Below are 13,396 nucleotides of genomic sequence, written 5' to 3'. Positions count from 1 at the left end.
TCAAAGCCCATGAAAACCTTTTCCGCCCTCGCCCTGCTCACCGTCCCCGCTTTCGCCGGTTCAAGTGACCTCGCCTTTTGCCAGCTCCCCGCCGCTAAACACCCGGCGGAGGCATGGGAACTCACGCTCGAATCCGGCTATCTTTGGAACATCGGCAACAACACCGCCATCGACTATGAGATCGCACCCACCCAGTTCACCCTCCGCAGTCCGGTAGTCCTGAATTGGTGGGAAGATGAAAGCGGTGCGCGGCTCATCGTCCGCAGCCGTTTCTCGCTGCTGACGGAATCGATCGTCGAGGGACCGGAAGACTACTACTTCGGCGTCAATGGCGCGCCTTCGATCGAGTATTGGTTCGCGAACCAGAAGACCTCGCTCTTCTTCTCGATCGGCGGCGGCCTGGGCTGGACGAACTCCACCCGCGACCCCGAAGGCCAGGGCCAGGACTTCACCTTGAACTGGTTCTCCCAGCTCGGCGTACGCCAGGAGATTGCAAAGAATCTTTCGGTGCTGGGCGGAGCCTACTTCATCCACCACTCGAATGGCGGCCAAACCGATCCGAACCCCGGCATCGACGCGTTCGGTTTCACCATCGGTCTCGGCTGGCAGTTCTGATCAGCGCAGCGCCATGACATGGGCCACTGCCGCTGAGGCAAGTCCCGGAGGATGGTAGCCGCCTTCCAACGATGAAACCACGCGCCCCTGTGCATGCGCCTCCGCCAGCGAAACGACGCGCCGGGTGAATCCAGCGAAGGTCTCATCGTCCCACCGCAGGCCGCCGAGAGGATCGTCCTTCCGCGCATCGAAGCCTGCCGACACTAGAACAAATTCCGGCTGAAAGGCATCAAGCGCAGGTGCCGCATGCGCATCCCACGCCGCGAGAGCCACGCTGCCGTCGGAACCATGCGGCAAGGGCAGATTGAGCGTGAATCCTTCCCCCGGTCCGCAACCGCGGTCGCCAGCACGCCCGGTGTAGGGATAAATGTTTCCCTCATGGAGCGACACGTAGAAGACGCCGGGATCGGCCTCGAAGATCGCCTCGGTGCCATTCCCGTGATGGACGTCCCAATCCACGATGGCGATGCGCTTCAGGCCATGAACCCGGCGCAAATGATTCGCAGCAATGGCCACGTGATTGAAGACGCAAAAGCCCATGCCTCGCGAGGCAGTGGCGTGATGGCCCGGCGGACGGACCGCACAGAAAGCCCTCGATACCTCACCGCGCATCACTACATCCACCGCCTCGATCACCGCACCGGTCGCTTCGAGCGCGACATCGTAGCTGTCCTCACAGATCGCCGTGTCGCCCGTGCGCAGCTGATCGGCGCAGGAAATCACGTCGCGATAGACGAGGTCGTGATAGTAGGCTTCATGGGCGGGCAAGACCTCGGCCACCGTCGCCCTGCGACCGGGCAGACGCACGATATCCTCAGGCAAATCCTCCAGCTTCTCGCGCAGAACGCGATACCGCGCTGCGGACTCGGGATGACCGGGACCGGTATCGTGCCGCTCGTAACAGGAATCGTAGTGAACTCCGATCGGTTTCATCTCGTCTCGCGGAAGATAGTCTTGCCCGCCAGATAGCCGTCCCGCCAGCGCAGGATGCGGGAAACCGGCAGACGAAATTCACAGTCCTCGCCAAGCCCGTCGGAGACACCACCGGCACGAACGAAAAGCGCCGCCATCCCGTGATTCTCCGCCAGCACGCTGGCCCAGAATTCCTTGATACCGCGCTTCTTCGCGACCTGCGCCAGTTCGCCTAACAGGAACCCCGCCATCCCCACACGCCGTGTGCTTTCGTGAACCACGAAAGCCACCTCCGCCGTGTTGCCCGAGGGATCGAGATAGAAGCGCCCCACCGCCCGCAGCTCCTCGCGGCCACCTTGTTCGGCAAACAAGCCCAGCGCGTGATCCTTCGCCTGATCCACCGCGGCCAGCTTGTAGGCGGACTCGCCGGTCATGCGGCCACGCTGATAGCCGTAGCGCAGCCGCACCGTCTCCTCATCGTGCGAGTAAAAGAACGACTGCAGCGCATGCATGTCGCTGGGATGAAGCGGACGCAGCCGAAAGCGTGCTCCGGAAAAGGTGACCCACTCGCTCTCCACCTCGCCCCGGGCCCCGCCGGGCATGGTGAAGAACTTCGGCAGCCATCCCCGCGTGCGCGCACCTTCCAGCAATGACTCGCGGTGATCGGGATGCGCGATCTCCACCAGCCTCGCCACCCGCTCCCGGATGCTATTGCCGTAAATGCTGGCGATGCCGTACTCGGTGACCACGTGATGAACGTCACCCCGTCCCGTGCAAACACCGCTTCCCGGCTGCAATCCCGTGACGATGCGCGAAGCCTTGCCATCATCCGTCAGCGACGTGAGCACAATGATCGGCCTACCTCCTTTGCTCCGCCCCGCGCCGCGGATGAAATCCTGCAAGGCACCGATGCCGCCATAAAAACGGTGCCCGCTCGAATCCCGAACCACCTGCCCGGTCAGGTCGATTTCACGAGCACCATTGATCGCAACCATGCGGTCATTCCGCGCGATGCGGTGCGGATCATTCACCCAGTCACTCGGATGCAATTCGAGATCGGGATGCCCGTCGACGAAGCGATACAGCTTGCGACCGCCCAGCACACGGCTGGCGATGATCTTGCCCGGCTTGTAGCTCTTCCGCGAATTGTCCGCCGCGCCGCAGCGGACCAAGTCCATCAGCGCGTCATTGAACATCCCGGAGTGAATGCCAAGCTGCCGGTGCTTGGTGAGCGCACGCACCACCGCCTCAGGCGTATTGCCAAGCCCAACCTGAAGCGTCGCACCATCGTCGATCAACTGTGCCGCATAGCACCCGATTCGTTCCTGACGCTCATCGATCTTCGCGACCTCTGCTTCCGGCAAGGGCGCGGCATGCTTGAGAAAGAAGTCGATGTCCTTGACCGGGATCAGGCTATCTCCGCCGGTCCGCGGCATCTTCGGATTCACCTGCGCAATCACGAGGCGGGCGCTCTTCACCGCGGAGCGGGTCACGTCCACGCTCACGCCCAGCGAGCACAGCCCCCTTTCGTCCGGAGGCGTCACTTGGACCAGCGCGACATCGATCGGCATGCGACCGGTTTGGAAAAGCGCCGGAACTTCCGACATCGCACAGGGCGTGTAGTCCGCCTGGCCACGCTCCACCGCCTCGCGCAGCGCGGGCGTCAGGAAAAATGAGTTCGTGCGGATCACCTGCTCGTAGCGCGGCTCGATCCACGGTGTGGGACCGAGTCCGTGAATGTGCACGATCTCGAGGTCCACGAAGCGCTCCGCATGCGCAAGCATCGAAGCCACAAGCGCCTGCGGCACCGCCGCCCCGCCACCGATGAACACGCGGCTGCCCGGACGCGGCAGGCGCGGCCAATCGCGTTCATCGAGCGGCTTCACGTTGCGATGCTAACACGCCGCCCGCCCATGGCGAAAATTTCCCAAGGAAATCCTCAGATCGGTGTCATGCTTCATGAACCCTCTATGAAAGCGCTCGCCCTGCTACCACTCCTTTCGTGTCTCGCATTCGCCGCCGACCCGGTGAAAACCAACGCGCAACTTCCCGAGGACAAGATCATCTTGGCGAAGGCGGAGACGGCGGGAGAACAGAAAGTCACGGCGACTTTCAAAAGTGACGTCGTGCTCAGCACGGTGATCCAGGGAAACTGGATCCGCACGGAACATCTGGTGACCTATGACGTCACCGGCGCTGACGCCGGATTTCCCCTGCGCGAGCTCATCTTTGTCTGCCAGGACAGCAATCCCACGCCGGAATCGGGGATTCGGGCCAGGAAGGTGCCTTGGCCCTTTCGCGAGGGAGCCATGACCTTTGACTTGTCACGGGACAAGTCGGTCCGTCACGAGGCCTACTATTCCATCATTCGCCACGCCCCCGTCGCTCCGCAGAAATAATCATGAAGACCATCGCTCTCGCCACCGCCCTTGTTGCCACCGCCAGCGCCGAGACCGCGCTGACCATCTACAATCAAAACCTCGCCGTCGTGCGCGAGTCGCTTCCGTTGCAGTTAAAGGCCGGCGAGAATCCGCTGACCTTCGACCGCGCCACCGCGCAGGTGCTCCCGGACTCCGTGGTGCTGCGCGACCCCACCGGGAAAAACGCCTTCTCCATCCTCGAGCAGAGCTACCGCAATGACCCGGTCAGCAAGTGGCTGCTGCTCCAGCATTTCGAGGGACAAGAGATCGAGTTCCGCACCACCTACCCGGATGGCAAGATCGAGGTGAAGCCCGGCAAGATCATCCGCTCCGGCTACGTGCCCGGCGGCCAACCGCAGGACCCGATCATCGAGGTCGATGGCAAGCTGCGCTTCCAACTCCCCGGCGAACCCTTGTTTCCCGCGCTGGGCGACGGCTCGATCCTTCGTCCTACCCTCGGCTGGCAGATCCAGAGCCAAGCCGACGCCAAGTTCGATGCCCAGCTCTCCTACCTCAGTAACGGGTTCTCCTGGGAAGCGGACTACAACCTCGTCGCACCCGAGAAAGGCGAAACCGTCACGCTCACCGGCTGGGTCACCGTGAACAACCAGAGCGGCACCGGATTCAACGAGGCCAAGGTCAAGCTCGTGGCCGGCGAAGTGAATATCGTCCAGCCGAACGCCCCTATGGACCGAATGGAAAAGAGCATGCGGATGAGCCTGAAGGACAGTGCTCCCGCCGTGCAGGAAAAAGCCTTCGATGACTTCCACCTCTACACGCTCCAGCGGCCGCTGACGATCCGCGACAAGGAAACCAAGCAGGTCGAATTCCTCCGCGCCCCCGAGGTGAAGGCGAAAAAGAAATACGTCTATGATCCCGCCTCCATGCGTTTCTTCGGACGCGGTGGTCCACAGACACAGCCGATGCAAGGACAGGAGTTCCCGAAGGACGTGGCGATCTATTGGGAGTTCAAGAATGACGAAGCGAATGGCCTCGGCGTGCCGCTGCCAGCCGGCCGCGTCCGCTGCTATCGATCGGATAGTCAGGACGGAAACCTGGAGTTCGTCGGCGAGAACGACATCGACCACACGCCGCGCAATGAAACCGTGTCGGTCTATACCGGCAATGCCTTCGACCTCGTCGGCGAGCGGAAGATCACCAACTTCCAGCTCGATGACCGGGCGGAGTGGCTGAAGGAAACCGTCGAGGTCACCGTGAAGAATCGTTCGAAGGAGCCGAAGGAAATCATCGTCCGCGAGCACCTGTGGCGCTGGCTGGAATGGAAGATCGAGGATGCTTCCGCGGAGTTCGAGAAGAAGGACGCGCAGAAGATCGAGTTCACGGTGAAGCTCGCGCCGGACGAGGAGAAGAAGGTCACTTACACGGCGCACTACACGTGGTGAGGGGTATATGATAAGGGGTGTCGACGTTCCGTCGACGCGGTGTGGACGAAACGTCCACACTCCTCACATTACCTCCGCGAAGGCCATCATCCCTTCTTCTTGAAACACGTCACCGTGTGATCATTCACCATGCCGGTGGCCTGCAAGAAGGCATACATGGTAGTCGACCCGACGAAATTGAAGCCCGCCTTGCGCAGCGCCTTGCTGAGCGCATCGGACTCCGGCGTCTGGGTCGGGAAGTCGGACATCACCTTGAAGCGATTCACCTTCGGTTTCCCGCCGACGAAGCTCCACAGCCACTCCACCGGATCCCCTTCACGCTCGCGCAGGGCCAGCCATGCCTTCGCGTTCTCCCTTACCGCGAAGATCTTCCCGCGGTGACGGATGATGCCGGGATCGAGCACCAGCTTGTCCAGTGCAGCATCCTTCATCTTCGCCACCTCATCCGGCTCGAAGTTCCGGAAGACCTCACGGTAGCGCTCGCGCTTCTGGAGCACCGTCCACCACGACAAGCCAGCTTGGGCACCCTCCAGATTGATCATCTCAAAGAGGTAGCGCGCATCCCGCGATGGCACGCCCCACTCGGTGTCGTGATACTCGACGTAGAGCGGCTTATCGACGGGGAGCCAAGGGCAGCGGGTCATGAGCGGAGCTTGAAACCTCGCGACCGGAAAAGCAACGGCTCACGGCAACTTCACGCGATAAGCTCGATACGGATACTCCACCTTGTCCCCTCCCCCATTGTACCTCGCCGAGCGGTTGATCTGCGCGCAGGTCAGGTAGAGATAGCCATCCGAGCCGATGCCCATCGAATCCGGCCAGATCAGACGGTCATCCTTGACCAACGTGCTCACCTTCCCATCCGGTGTCACATACCTGATCTCCTTATCGGCCGAGTCAGTGCAATACACGTAGCCTCTCGCATCCGCCACCATCCCGTGGCAGACGCCGGTTTCAGCGACGGTCTCCACGCGCTTGCCCAGATCCTCCGACGAAAGCGCCGCGTCCGCGAGATAGCGCGTCTCGATGCGGTAGAGCTTCGTCTGGTTGATCGCGCGGAAATAGAAATGCTTCTCGTCCTTTGTTAGAGCGATTCCATTCACGTTCGAGGAGAAAGGGTGCCCCTCGCCATCCTCCACGTCCTTGCCATCGAGGTGCAGCTTGAATCCCGGCGTCGCCAGCGTCGCGGGGTGCTCTTGCAGCACAATCCGCGATTTGCCGCTCTCCAGATCCAGCACCACGATCGCCTTCAGCCCCGGATCGGACAGGTAGGCGAGCCCATGTCCAAGATCCACGCACACGTCATTGAGCCCGCTCTTGTCCTTCGGCAGATCGGGGAAGTCATAGACCCGCTTCACCGAGTTGCTCGCGACGTCGATGTTCACCAGTTTGAAATAGCCACCCGTCCGCCCGCTTTCCTTGCCGAAGATCGAAGCCGCCGCTCCCGGCGCTGAGTCCAGCACCCACAGGTGATTCTTCCCGTCCACGAAGAGATCCTGGACGTTCACGAAATGGCTCTCCGGCTTCTCCAGCAGGCGCTTGTTCCACTCCTCGTCGGGATAGGGCCGGCGCTCGCCGCCCACGATTTCCGTCAGCGCGTAGAGAAACGGGTCCTGGTGGGGAAACGACACGAAGACCCGGTTCGGGTCCGAGGCCACGGCCATTCCGATCGGCCGGTTCCGGCCAAATGAGGCCACCTCCTCAAGCTTCGCCGTCTCGGCGGGCAAGACCGCCGTCGCCGCCAAGAAGATCCCCAGGATTCCGCCCCATCCACCGAATGACCGTTTCATCAGGCTCCGACGCTAGCCAAAAGCCGGCCCCGCGCAACCCGCCGCGGGCGAAAGCGGGGCAGAATCCCGCCTTGCCGCCCGGCGGGCCGCCTGATTCCATCCGCGCCCCAACCGCAACCGAACATGGCCAACAAGGACAGCACCGACCCCGCCCGCATGGAGAAGATCGTCTCCCTCTGCAAACGCCGCGGCTTCATTTTCCAAGCAGGCGAGCTTTACGGCGGTCTCAACGGTTGCTGGGACTACGGTCCACTGGGTGCCGAGCTGAAGCGCAACCTCAAGGAATATTGGTGGCGCAAGACCGTCCAGGAGCGCGATGACGTGCTCGGCATGGACGGCGCGATCCTGACCATGCCGCAGGTCCTGAAGTCCTCCGGTCACCTCGATAGCTTCAGCGACCCGATGTGCGACTGCCTTCTTTCCAAGGCCCGTCTCCGCGCCGACCAGGTGCCCGCTCAGGATGGCACCGCCGTCTATTTCAAGGGTGCCAAGCACGAGGCGACCAGCTGGAGCATTGAGCGCCCGTTCGCGGTCCTCGTGGCTCCGGGCAAGGACCCGATCGAGTCCCACAAGACCGCCCGCAAGTTTTACGGCGAGCTAATGCCGGACAAGAAGATCTCTCCGAAGGAGCTCGAGCTCATCGAGGACCGCCGCGAGGAAGTCACCGGCACCACCTCCTTCAATCCGGACAATGGCAGCCTCCTGACCGAGCCGCGCGAGTTCAACCTCATGTTCAAAACGAAGATGGGTGCCTCCGCGGACGACAACGATCCGTCCTCCGACGCCTATCTCCGTCCGGAGACCGCGCAGTCGATCTTCGTGCAGTACAAGAACGTGCTCGATTCAAACCGCATCAAGCTGCCCTTCGGCATCGCGCAGATCGGCAAGTCCTTCCGCAACGAGATCAACCCGCGCAACTACACCTTCCGCAGCCGCGAGTTCGAGCAAATGGAGATCGAATACTTCTGCCGCCCGGAAGATGGCCTGCGCCTGACCGATGAGTGGCTGGAAGCCCGCCTGAACTTCTACGCCGAGATCGGCATCCCGCGCGAGAAGCTGCACATCCTCGACATCCCGGATGGTGAGCGCGCCTTCTACTCGCAGAAGACCTACGATATCGAATACGAGTTCCCCTTCGGCGTGCAGGAGCTGGAAGGTGTGGCCTACCGCACCGACTACGACCTCGGCGTCCACCAGAAGGGCTCGGGCAAGACGATGGAATACTTCGACGAGGAGACCAAGGAGCGCTTCCTCCCTCACGTCGTGGAGCCATCCGCCGGCTGCGACCGCACGGTGCTCGCGATGATCTGCGAAGCATACGCCGAGGAAAAGCTCACCGATGACAAGGGCAAGGATGACTCCCGCGAGGTGCTCCGCTTCGTCCCGCGCATGGCCCCGATCAAGGTCGGCATCTTCCCGCTCTTGAAGAAGAACGAGGAGCAAGTCCGTATCTGCAAGGAGATCCAGAAGAAGCTCCAGCCATGGATGAATGTCTTCTACGATGATGGTGGCGCCGTTGGCCGCCGCTACCGTCGCCAAGACGAAGTCGGCACTCCCTTCTGCATCACCGTCGACTTCGACACCATCGGCGAAAACGGCCCTGAGTTGAAGGACACCGTCACCATCCGCCACCGCGACTCGATGGAGCAGGAGCGCCTTAAGATCGATACGCTGCTCACGTGGCTGCTCGAGCGCGTGCGCTAAGCAAGACTCTGAAAACAGCAAGGGCGCGATCCGGATGGATTCGCGCCCTTTTTCTTTTCGGAGTTTGTCCGGATCTGGCGTCCGGATCAATGAACCTCCGGCACCGGCAGGTCGATCACGCGCTCGGCTTCCCAGCGAGTCACCTTGCCGTCCTTGTTGACGTCGTAGTGCTTCATCATCGTATCGAGCTCGGCCGGGGAAAGCTTCGTCGTGCCGGCACCGGCCTCTCTGACTCCTTGGTCGATCTCCTTGCGGGTCAGGCTGCCATTGCCGTTGTAGTCGAAGCGGTCGAACTTCTCCAACAGCGACATCATCTTGCGGCCTTGGGCGGCCTCGGTGTGTTCCTCTTGATTGGCGCAGGAGGCAGCGGCGAGCAGGAAAGGCAGCAAGGCGAGGCGTTTCATCCACAGACGTTCTTTCCGAAAGCCCCCGCCGGGACAAGCGGGAAAGCGGGTTGACCCGGTCATCACCTCCGGAAATCCTGTCGCCGTGCGCGTCCGCATCCTCGCCGCCGGAAAACCTGCCCTGGCTTACGCCAAGAGCGGCGTGGAAGAGTATCTCAAGCGCCTGGGCCGCTACGGCAGCTACGAACTGGATTATCTGAAGGCCGGCGACTCCGCGACGGTCTCCGCCGCCTTGTTAGAGCGGTCGGCGGGAAACTTCCGCATCGCCATGGACGAGCGCGGCGAAGTGCTCGGCACCCAGGCATGGGCGGACAAGTTCGCCAGCCTCGAAATGCGCGGCGACGTGAAGGCCGTCAGCTTCCTGATCGGAGCCTCGGACGGCCACACGGAAGAGCTGCGCCGGACCTGCGATGCCGTCTGGTCGCTCTCCCGCCTGACGATGCAGCACGAGCTGGCACTGGTCGTCCTGCTGGAACAGCTCTACCGCGTCGCCACGCTGAGGCGCGGCGAACCGTATCACCGTTAGCCGGGGCTTACTCCCCTTCGGGAATCGTGACCGGAATGACCACCCGGTTGTTCTCGTAATTCGTCTCCGCGAGGATGCCATCCGGATTCACAGTGAGTTCGAGCTGATAGTCACCCGGTGCCAGATCGCCGATCTCGATCCACTGGCCCGGCAGACCGCTGTCATAGACGTCTCCCCAGCCCGACTGGATGCCCTGTGCATCACAATGGTAACGCGGCCGCACTGCCGACGCGCGGTCCCAGCGGATCGTATCGAGCAGGCAGAAGCTCACCTTCCGGCCCACCTTCAGTTCGTTGCCTTGCAGGTCGAGCAGGCGCGAGGACGCGAAGCCCTTGAAGTGGTAGTGGCCGTGGCACTCCTGATACTCGAAGAATGGATTACCCACCGGATCGGGCATCACCATGTCCTGCCCGCCGACATTCCGGATCTCGGTGGTGTAGCGGAGGATGCGCCGCTCGCCGGCATCGATCATTCCCTCCTGCACCTCGCACGAAACGGGATCGAAGGTCTCAACACTCACATAGGGATCGAGCACCGCGCCCCACGGCATCAGGTCCGCGCCGTCACCGGCGACATAGGCCATCACCGAGCGGCCCGAGTAGGCCGTGGAGGCATCGATGGCGATGAAGTAGTCGCCGGCCTCAGTCTCCGGGATCGTCACGCGGGTGGTGCCGCGAATGAAAGAGGTATCGCCCTTGGCCGGCTTCCCCGTCGGCGGGATGCTGCCATGTCGAACGGAGGTGGTCGACGTCCCCTTCCCGCCTTCCGAAATCACCGTCAGCTTTTCGCCCGCGCCGACCGCGATCTTGAACAGGTGGCGGCCACCCTTCGCGCTGCCCAAATGATGGACCACTCCGAGGCTGTCCAGCTCGCGGACCTCGCCGGTGGGATGGACTTGATAGAAACCTTCGGCCACCGGTCCCTCACGGCCGTCGGATGCGAAAATCCGGGCTTTCACCGTGGTGTCCCCGGTGATGGAAAGGCTGGCGGGTGCGACCGGCGACGCGGCAGTCGGGTCGTTGCCATCGAGCGTATAGCGGATCGTCCCGCCCTTGGCCGCGAGCTTGCAGGTCGTGCCGCCGGTGTAGATGCCCGGTGGCGGAGTCAGTGTGACGTTGGACAGCGCTCCTTTCACCAGCTTCGTCACCGCCAGCATCTGCACGCCGCTGTAGCCGGTCTCTGATCCCTGGACGCCGATGTACCAAACGCCGTCCTGCGGCGAATCGACCTGGATGCGCTGGCGGGTTCCCGGAAAGGCCGAGCTATAGTCCGCGTCCCCACCATTGTAGCTCGGATAGACATTCCTCCGCAGATAGAGATCCAGATTTCCACTGCCGCCATTGGTGGTCACGGTCAGGCGCTGGGTGCCGACCGGCACCTCCATCCGATAGACGATCAATGCATGCGGCTCGGTGGACGTCAGCCCGGCAATGGGCACCCCTCCCTGCACCACCTTCGGAAACGGCGTGACCTCATTGTGGGCGGAGGCGGGCAGCGAGCAAAGAAGTCCCAGCAGCAGGGGGAACAGCACTTTCATGCCGCACAGCTTTGGCAAGTCCCCTGCCAAAGGAAATCCCTAACTTTAGCGGAGCATACTGCACGCCCGGTCCACCGCCGTCACCAGAGCCTCGACCTCCTCCGCAGTATTATAGACCGCAAAGGACGCCCGCGTGGTGCCCGTGATGCCAAAGCGCGCCATCAGCGGCTGGCAGCAATGGTGGCCCGTCCGCACCGCCACACCCATCTGGTCGATCAATGTCCCGAGGTCGTAGTGGTGCACCCCCTCGATCGCGAACGAAAGCGCCCCCGCCCGGTCGGCCGGCCCGTAAAGCTTCACCCCCGGCAGCGACGAAAGGCCCTCAGCCGCAGCGGCGATCAGCTTCTTCTCATGCGCCGAGATCGCCTCGATCCCGATGCCGTGGACAAAGTCGAGCGCCGCCGCGAGGGCGATCGCGCCCTCAATGTTCGGCGTTCCAGCCTCGTATTTGAAAGGCAGCTCATTGTAGGTGGTCTTCTCAAAGGTCACCTCCTTGATCATCTCGCCCCCCCCGCGCCACGGCGGCAGGGCATCGAGGACCGCACGCTTGCCCCACAGCACGCCGATCCCGGTCGGCGCATAGACCTTGTGACCGGACAATGCGACGAAATCGGCACCGAGCGCCTGCACGTCGATGGCCAGGTGCGGCGCGGCCTGCGCGGCATCGATCAAGACCAGCGAGCCCGCGGACTTCGCAGCGGCGACCATTTCGAGCACAGGATTGACAGTGCCAAAGGCATTCGAGATCCAGTTGAACGCCGTCACCTTCGTCCGCTCCGTGAGCAGCCCGCGGAAAGCCTCCTGATCCAGCGTGCCGTCGTCGTGAACCGGGATCACCTTCAGGGTCGCGCCGCTGCGTTCGCACAGCATCTGCCAGGGCACGATGTTCGAGTGGTGCTCCAGCGTGGAAATCAGCACCTCATCCCCCGGGGACAGGGTCAAAATGGAGGCCACCAGATTGATCGAGTCGGTGGTGCCGGCGGTGAAAATCACCTCGGCCGTCTCGGCGGCATTCAGGTGCTTGGCGACGGTCTCGCGTGCCGCCTCGTGGGCCGAGGTCGCGGCGCGGGCCAGATGGTGGGTGCCGCGGTGGATGTTCGCGTTGATTTCCTCGTAGTAGCGGCGTGAGGCATCCAGCACCGCCAGCGGCTTCTGGGTGGTCGCCGCATTGTCCAGATAGACCAGTGGGCGGCCATTCACCTCCTGCGCGAGGATCGGGAATTCAGCGCGGATCGTGACAGAATCGAGTGCCATGTGCGGGCAAGGGAACCGAGGACCGCGCCGATTGCACGGGAAAAAACACGCTCAGGCCTGCGGCGGCAGGTGCTCCTGGCAGTATTCCTTGCCGTCAGGCAGCGTGTAGAATTGCAGATCCTCCGAATCCCGCTCGGTCCGCCCGCAGGACTCGCAACGGTGGAAGGCCAGCGCCTCGGGCCGGCTGGCGACTTGGAATTTCCGCCGGCGCTGGGCCGCCTTCACCAGCGACTTGCGGCCATGGATCACGTCCGGCAGCACCCATAGCAAATAGGGCAGCATCGCCGGAAAGATCAGGACCAAGCTCCAAGGACTGGTAATCACCGTCAGCAGCATGACGATCCCCCCGATCCACCCCAGGATCCGCACCTGCACGGGAAGAATGAACATGATCATCAATTCCACCTTCGGATACAGGGTAGCGAAGGCAAAGAACATCGATGCCGAGAAAAGCAGCCCACAGGGCAAGGAGAATGAGAAGCCCACCAACAGGGATAGCAGGAGCTGCACGACCAGCAGGCCACCCCATCCCAAGAGGATATAAAGCGTGGTCCGCGTGGTGCCCCAGGCTTCCTCCAGCGAGTCGCTGATCATGAAGGCCAACTGGACCGCGAAAAACAGCATGAACACTCCCCACGCCGTGAAGCTCTGCAGCCCGATCGGGGCGAAAAGAAATGAGAACAGCCGCCACACCTGACCGGTGAGGATCTTGTCCCAGTCGAACTCCAAGATCTCGGCGATGTCCTTCCCCGTCCACTGGAAGGCATAGGCGATCACACCGAGGAAGGTCAGGTATTTGAACAAGCCCGGGAAGTGGAGCCAGTCCAAGCG

General features: G+C 62.5%; 13 protein-coding genes. 5 read left to right on the top strand and 8 right to left on the bottom strand.

Going from position 1 to position 13,396, the window contains the following annotated elements; translation table 11 throughout:
• Positions 1-9 precede the first annotated feature (9 nt).
• Positions 10-615 (top strand): acyloxyacyl hydrolase, encoded by a 606-nt coding sequence (locus WKV53_RS19175; RefSeq protein WP_341406402.1) that lies wholly within the window; start codon positions 10-12, stop codon positions 613-615.
• Here WKV53_RS19175 and WKV53_RS19170 read toward each other — a convergent pair whose 3' ends face one another.
• Positions 616-1,548, bottom strand: a complete 933-nt coding sequence (locus tag WKV53_RS19170; RefSeq protein WP_341406401.1) for a histone deacetylase family protein — start codon at positions 1,546-1,548, stop codon at positions 616-618.
• Positions 1,545-3,413 carry a GNAT family N-acetyltransferase gene (locus WKV53_RS19165; protein WP_341406400.1) on the bottom strand — a complete coding sequence of 623 codons (1,869 nt, stop codon included), beginning with the start codon at positions 3,411-3,413 and terminating at the stop codon, positions 1,545-1,547. The genes WKV53_RS19170 and WKV53_RS19165 overlap by 4 nt, the downstream gene beginning before the upstream one ends.
• Positions 3,414-3,497: 84 nt before the next feature.
• Here WKV53_RS19165 and WKV53_RS19160 point away from each other — a divergent pair, with 84 nt between their 5' ends.
• Together WKV53_RS19160 and WKV53_RS19155 are read left to right on the top strand one after the other, a co-directional pair.
• On the top strand, positions 3,498-3,926 hold the full coding sequence (locus tag WKV53_RS19160; protein ID WP_341406399.1) for a hypothetical protein: 429 nt from the start codon (positions 3,498-3,500) through the stop codon (positions 3,924-3,926).
• A 2-nt stretch (positions 3,927-3,928) separates the two neighbouring features.
• Positions 3,929-5,350 carry a DUF4139 domain-containing protein gene (locus WKV53_RS19155; RefSeq protein ID WP_341406398.1) on the top strand — a complete coding sequence of 474 codons (1,422 nt, stop codon included), beginning with the start codon at positions 3,929-3,931 and terminating at the stop codon, positions 5,348-5,350.
• Between the two features lie 86 nt (positions 5,351-5,436).
• Here the strand turns inward: WKV53_RS19155 and WKV53_RS19150 are convergent, their stop codons facing one another.
• Both WKV53_RS19150 and WKV53_RS19145 read right to left on the bottom strand, forming a co-directional pair.
• Positions 5,437-5,994: a DNA-3-methyladenine glycosylase I gene (locus WKV53_RS19150; protein WP_341406397.1), complete on the bottom strand. Its 558-nt coding sequence runs from the start codon at positions 5,992-5,994 to the stop codon at positions 5,437-5,439.
• A 39-nt stretch (positions 5,995-6,033) separates the two neighbouring features.
• A complete protein-coding gene (locus WKV53_RS19145) occupies positions 6,034-7,140 on the bottom strand; it encodes an L-dopachrome tautomerase-related protein (protein ID WP_341406396.1) in 1,107 nt (368 codons plus the stop codon).
• 123 nt (positions 7,141-7,263) lie between these two features.
• On the opposite strand from WKV53_RS19145, the gene WKV53_RS19140 reads away from it, so the two are divergent.
• Positions 7,264-8,844, top strand: a complete 1,581-nt coding sequence (locus WKV53_RS19140; protein WP_341406395.1) for a glycine--tRNA ligase — start codon at positions 7,264-7,266, stop codon at positions 8,842-8,844.
• Between the two features lie 86 nt (positions 8,845-8,930).
• On the opposite strand, the gene WKV53_RS19135 is transcribed toward WKV53_RS19140, so the two are convergent.
• Positions 8,931-9,248: an EF-hand domain-containing protein gene (locus WKV53_RS19135; RefSeq protein WP_341406394.1), complete on the bottom strand. Its 318-nt coding sequence runs from the start codon at positions 9,246-9,248 to the stop codon at positions 8,931-8,933.
• An 85-nt stretch (positions 9,249-9,333) separates the two neighbouring features.
• On the opposite strand from WKV53_RS19135, the gene WKV53_RS19130 reads away from it, so the two are divergent.
• Positions 9,334-9,774 carry a 23S rRNA (pseudouridine(1915)-N(3))-methyltransferase RlmH gene (locus WKV53_RS19130; protein WP_341406393.1) on the top strand — a complete coding sequence of 147 codons (441 nt, stop codon included), beginning with the start codon at positions 9,334-9,336 and terminating at the stop codon, positions 9,772-9,774.
• Positions 9,775-9,781: 7 nt separating this feature from the next.
• Here the strand turns inward: WKV53_RS19130 and WKV53_RS19125 are convergent, their stop codons facing one another.
• From WKV53_RS19125 to WKV53_RS19115, 3 genes are read right to left on the bottom strand one after another with little or no spacing between them, the layout of a single operon-like run.
• Positions 9,782-11,311: a lysyl oxidase family protein gene (locus tag WKV53_RS19125; RefSeq protein WP_341406392.1), complete on the bottom strand. Its 1,530-nt coding sequence runs from the start codon at positions 11,309-11,311 to the stop codon at positions 9,782-9,784.
• Positions 11,312-11,356: 45 nt separating this feature from the next.
• Entirely contained in the window at positions 11,357-12,565 is a 1,209-nt protein-coding gene (locus WKV53_RS19120; protein WP_341406391.1) for an aminotransferase class V-fold PLP-dependent enzyme, read from the bottom strand.
• A gap of 51 nt (positions 12,566-12,616) precedes the next feature.
• Positions 12,617-13,393 carry a hypothetical protein gene (locus WKV53_RS19115; RefSeq protein ID WP_341406390.1) on the bottom strand — a complete coding sequence of 259 codons (777 nt, stop codon included), beginning with the start codon at positions 13,391-13,393 and terminating at the stop codon, positions 12,617-12,619.
• Between the last annotated feature and the right edge of the window lie 3 nt (positions 13,394-13,396).

The organism is Luteolibacter sp. Y139, assembly GCF_038066715.1.
Classification (GTDB): domain Bacteria; phylum Verrucomicrobiota; class Verrucomicrobiia; order Verrucomicrobiales; family Akkermansiaceae; genus Haloferula; species Haloferula soli.
The sequence above is the reverse complement of the archived record's forward strand: the minus strand, read 5'-3'. Positions and strand labels throughout refer to the sequence as shown.

Coding starts and splice junctions, on each gene's coding strand:
- WKV53_RS19175 (WP_341406402.1), top strand. CDS start 10: ATGAAAACCTTTTCCGCCCTCGCCCTGCTCACCGTCCCCGCTTTCGCC.
- WKV53_RS19170 (WP_341406401.1), bottom strand. CDS start 1,548: ATGAAACCGATCGGAGTTCACTACGATTCCTGTTACGAGCGGCACGAT.
- WKV53_RS19160 (WP_341406399.1), top strand. CDS start 3,498: ATGAAAGCGCTCGCCCTGCTACCACTCCTTTCGTGTCTCGCATTCGCC.
- WKV53_RS19155 (WP_341406398.1), top strand. CDS start 3,929: ATGAAGACCATCGCTCTCGCCACCGCCCTTGTTGCCACCGCCAGCGCC.
- WKV53_RS19150 (WP_341406397.1), bottom strand. CDS start 5,994: ATGACCCGCTGCCCTTGGCTCCCCGTCGATAAGCCGCTCTACGTCGAG.
- WKV53_RS19145 (WP_341406396.1), bottom strand. CDS start 7,140: ATGAAACGGTCATTCGGTGGATGGGGCGGAATCCTGGGGATCTTCTTG.
- WKV53_RS19140 (WP_341406395.1), top strand. CDS start 7,264: ATGGCCAACAAGGACAGCACCGACCCCGCCCGCATGGAGAAGATCGTC.
- WKV53_RS19135 (WP_341406394.1), bottom strand. CDS start 9,248: ATGAAACGCCTCGCCTTGCTGCCTTTCCTGCTCGCCGCTGCCTCCTGC.
- WKV53_RS19125 (WP_341406392.1), bottom strand. CDS start 11,311: ATGAAAGTGCTGTTCCCCCTGCTGCTGGGACTTCTTTGCTCGCTGCCC.
- WKV53_RS19120 (WP_341406391.1), bottom strand. CDS start 12,565: ATGGCACTCGATTCTGTCACGATCCGCGCTGAATTCCCGATCCTCGCG.